The sequence below is a fragment of the Zavarzinia sp. genome, assembly GCF_049306435.1.
Taxonomy (GTDB): Bacteria; Pseudomonadota; Alphaproteobacteria; order Zavarziniales; family Zavarziniaceae; genus Zavarzinia.
In genome coordinates this window covers 1-2,502 of sequence record NZ_JBAQRT010000391.1, presented here as the reverse complement: position 1 = coordinate 2,502, position 2,502 = coordinate 1, and the positions used below count along the sequence as shown (strand labels likewise).

7 protein-coding genes are annotated in these 2,502 nt (G+C 68.6%); all 7 read right to left on the bottom strand.

What is annotated here, in order from left to right:
* The coding region (locus tag WAZ62_RS22040) for a hypothetical protein (protein ID WP_422645668.1) at window positions 1-335 on the bottom strand (335 nt) is incomplete at its 3' end.
* Between the two features lie 10 nt (window positions 336-345).
* Window positions 346-666: a hypothetical protein gene (locus tag WAZ62_RS22035; protein ID WP_422645667.1), complete on the bottom strand. Its 321-nt coding sequence runs from the start codon at window positions 664-666 to the stop codon at window positions 346-348.
* A 2-nt stretch (window positions 667-668) separates the two neighbouring features.
* Window positions 669-878, bottom strand: coding sequence for a hypothetical protein (locus tag WAZ62_RS22030; RefSeq protein WP_422645666.1), 210 nt, complete (start codon window positions 876-878; stop codon window positions 669-671).
* Window positions 868-1,179: a hypothetical protein gene (locus WAZ62_RS22025; protein ID WP_422645665.1), complete on the bottom strand. Its 312-nt coding sequence runs from the start codon at window positions 1,177-1,179 to the stop codon at window positions 868-870. The genes WAZ62_RS22030 and WAZ62_RS22025 overlap by 11 nt, the downstream gene beginning before the upstream one ends.
* Window positions 1,180-1,189: 10 nt before the next feature.
* Window positions 1,190-1,810, bottom strand: a complete 621-nt coding sequence (locus WAZ62_RS22020) for a DUF3164 family protein (RefSeq protein ID WP_422645664.1) — start codon at window positions 1,808-1,810, stop codon at window positions 1,190-1,192.
* A 102-nt stretch (window positions 1,811-1,912) separates the two neighbouring features.
* Window positions 1,913-2,167: a hypothetical protein gene (locus WAZ62_RS22015; protein ID WP_422645663.1), complete on the bottom strand. Its 255-nt coding sequence runs from the start codon at window positions 2,165-2,167 to the stop codon at window positions 1,913-1,915.
* Window positions 2,164-2,385 (bottom strand): helix-turn-helix domain-containing protein, encoded by a 222-nt coding sequence (locus WAZ62_RS22010; protein ID WP_422645662.1) that lies wholly within the window; start codon window positions 2,383-2,385, stop codon window positions 2,164-2,166. Before WAZ62_RS22010 ends, WAZ62_RS22015 begins: the two co-directional genes overlap by 4 nt.
* Window positions 2,386-2,502: the final 117 nt, after the last annotated feature.

The window sequence follows — 2,502 nt, the reverse complement described above, 5'->3', positions numbered from 1 at the left end:
GCCGTCACCGGTCGGCGATAGCGACGCGAATTGCGCGTGCCCTTCGCCTCCAGCTCCCCGGCATCGACGAGCTGGCGGAGGGTCCAGGCGATCTGGCTCCGCTCGACACCGACCGCCATCGCGATATCGCCCGCGCTGAACCAGGCGCCAGGCGCCCGCCAGGCCACGGCACGGCGGACTTTCGCCGGGATCGCACCATCAAGGATGGGAGCCGGACGCGGCGCCGCCGGCATCTGCACCCAGGCGCCGACGAGTCCGATGACGGCGAGGGCCAGGAGCCCGCGCGCGACCATGTCGGGATCGCGGCTGCGCAGGGCGGTGACATCGATTTCCATGCCCGCCTCCTCAATTGCGCGGGGCGGGCGTGGCATCGGCCACGTCATTGACGATCTGGACGAGGTCCTGCCACGGCAGCGCCCCGGTCAGCCGCAAGCGGGTCAGCAGGCGGCGCAGGGCCTCCCGGGCGAGCTCGGGATCGGGCGGGCAGGCCATTTCGGTGGCGATGATCGCCAGCCGGGCTGTCGCCCGGCGCATCTCGCCAAGCTCGTCGGCGAGGCGGGCGGATGCGCGGCGTCCGTCATGACGGACGGCCATTTGGCGGACCCGCAGCTCCCAGATGTCGAGCGCGCAGATGTAACTCAGCGCGATGTCGGGCAGGGACTTCATGGTCACGCTCCCTTCGACTTGCGGATCAGTTCCGCCGTGGTCAGCAGCGCGCCGTCGACGATGTGCTGGGCGTCCGAGACGCGGTAGACCTCATGGCCGTCCTGTCGAAGCCTGCACACGGCGGCATAGACCTGATCGTCGCCGCCGCGCTGGCGGCGGATGTAGCGCCGGGGCGGCAAGGCGAGGTCGAAGGCGATTTGGCTATCGGACATGGAGATCTCCCTCGGCGGCCGTCGCGGCCAGCTCGTCGGTGTAGTGGTCGAGGATTTCGGGCCAGCCGCGCACCATCGCGAGCCAGTAGCGGGCGAGGCGCTCGATCGCCTGGCCCCGGCCGATGTCGGAGGGCGCCAGCTGGCCGGCCTGCCGCAGGGCGTCGCAGGGGCTAAGGCCGAGGGCGAGGACGTAATCGACCTGGTCCGCCGCGACACCGATGGCGATGTCATGCGCGCGATCGAGCGCCAGCTGGCGGCGGGCCAGCTGGGCGAGATAATCGACGCGGCGCTGGCGGCCCATGGTCGCGGCCTCACACTCTGGCGATGTCGAGCGGGATCTGCCGGAAGTCCTCGTCGGCGCCGCCGCGTCGGTAGAGGCGGAAATATTCCTTGGACTTCTGGACGCGGATCGCGTCGTTGATCGCCTCCATGGCCTTCTTCCAGCGCAGATCCGGGAAGTCGTAGCGGCGCAGGCCAAGGATGCGATCCTTGTCCAGCTGGCCCGCCTTATTGACGCGGAAGGCATCGTTGACGATCAGCTTCAGCTCGGCGCTGCCGCCGGCCGACCAGTCGGTCAGGCATTCATCGATCAGGCTCTTAGCGACCTGGAGCTCCGGCCCGAACTCGATGAAATCGGCGATCGCCACCTGCAGCCTGATGGTGCCGTCGTAACTCGACAGGGTGAGATTGCCTCGCCCTCTGCCGCGAGTGATGCCGTACTGGTTGGCAACAAGCTCAACGAAGGCATCGACACTGGTTTTGATATTGACCTTGAGGGCAGCGAGCCTGCAGCTCTCCTCCTCCGCCAGGGCGGCCAGCTCGCGCACCATCTGGTCTTCAAGGACATGCTGCGGTTTGACCTTGTCGGCGGGGACGAGGCGCCCTTCCGCGTCCTGCATGTAGCCGGCAGGCACGGCGTTGGCGTCAGACATGGATAGCCCTCCGAAGGAGTTTCGAGATGCGGTCGAGCAGGCCCCGGCGACGGCGCGTCGGGGCGGTGATGACACCCGAAAGGGCGATGCGGGCGAGGCCGGTCATGTCGTCGGCCCCGGGGCGGCGGCGGGCACGGGATCGGCCGTGCGCATCGCCCAGTCGATCGCGGTATTGATCACGATCCAGGGATGGGGCTCGGCATTTCGGCGCCCGCAGTCGCTGTCATGCCGGAAGGGTTGGCGGCACTCCGTGACCTTCTGATAGTGCCCGCAGCCCTCGCAGAAGCAGAGAGCCCCATAAATGCGATAGATCGTGCTGATAGCGGCCAGGCGGTGGGCCGGTGTCACGTCCTTCATTTCTCGTCTCCCGATGTAACTTTGATCGTCATGCCGAGCGCCCGCGCCCAGCCGAACAGGTTTTCGAGGCGCGGCATGACCTGCCGCCGCTCCCACTGGTCGAGCGCCTGGGCGGTGACACCCACGCGCGTCGCCACAGCCTCCAGCGTCAGCCCTTTTTCAAGCCGCGCTTGAGCGAGGGCGGTCACCACCGCGAACAGGGCGCGGGCGGCGCTCATGCGTGCCCCGCCTTGGTGTGATGGCAGGCCAGGCGGCGGCCGGGCTGCAGCGGGGTCAGCATCCCCTCACAGGCGATGGCATCGTCGCCGCCGATCTGGATGCGCCAGGCCCTGGCG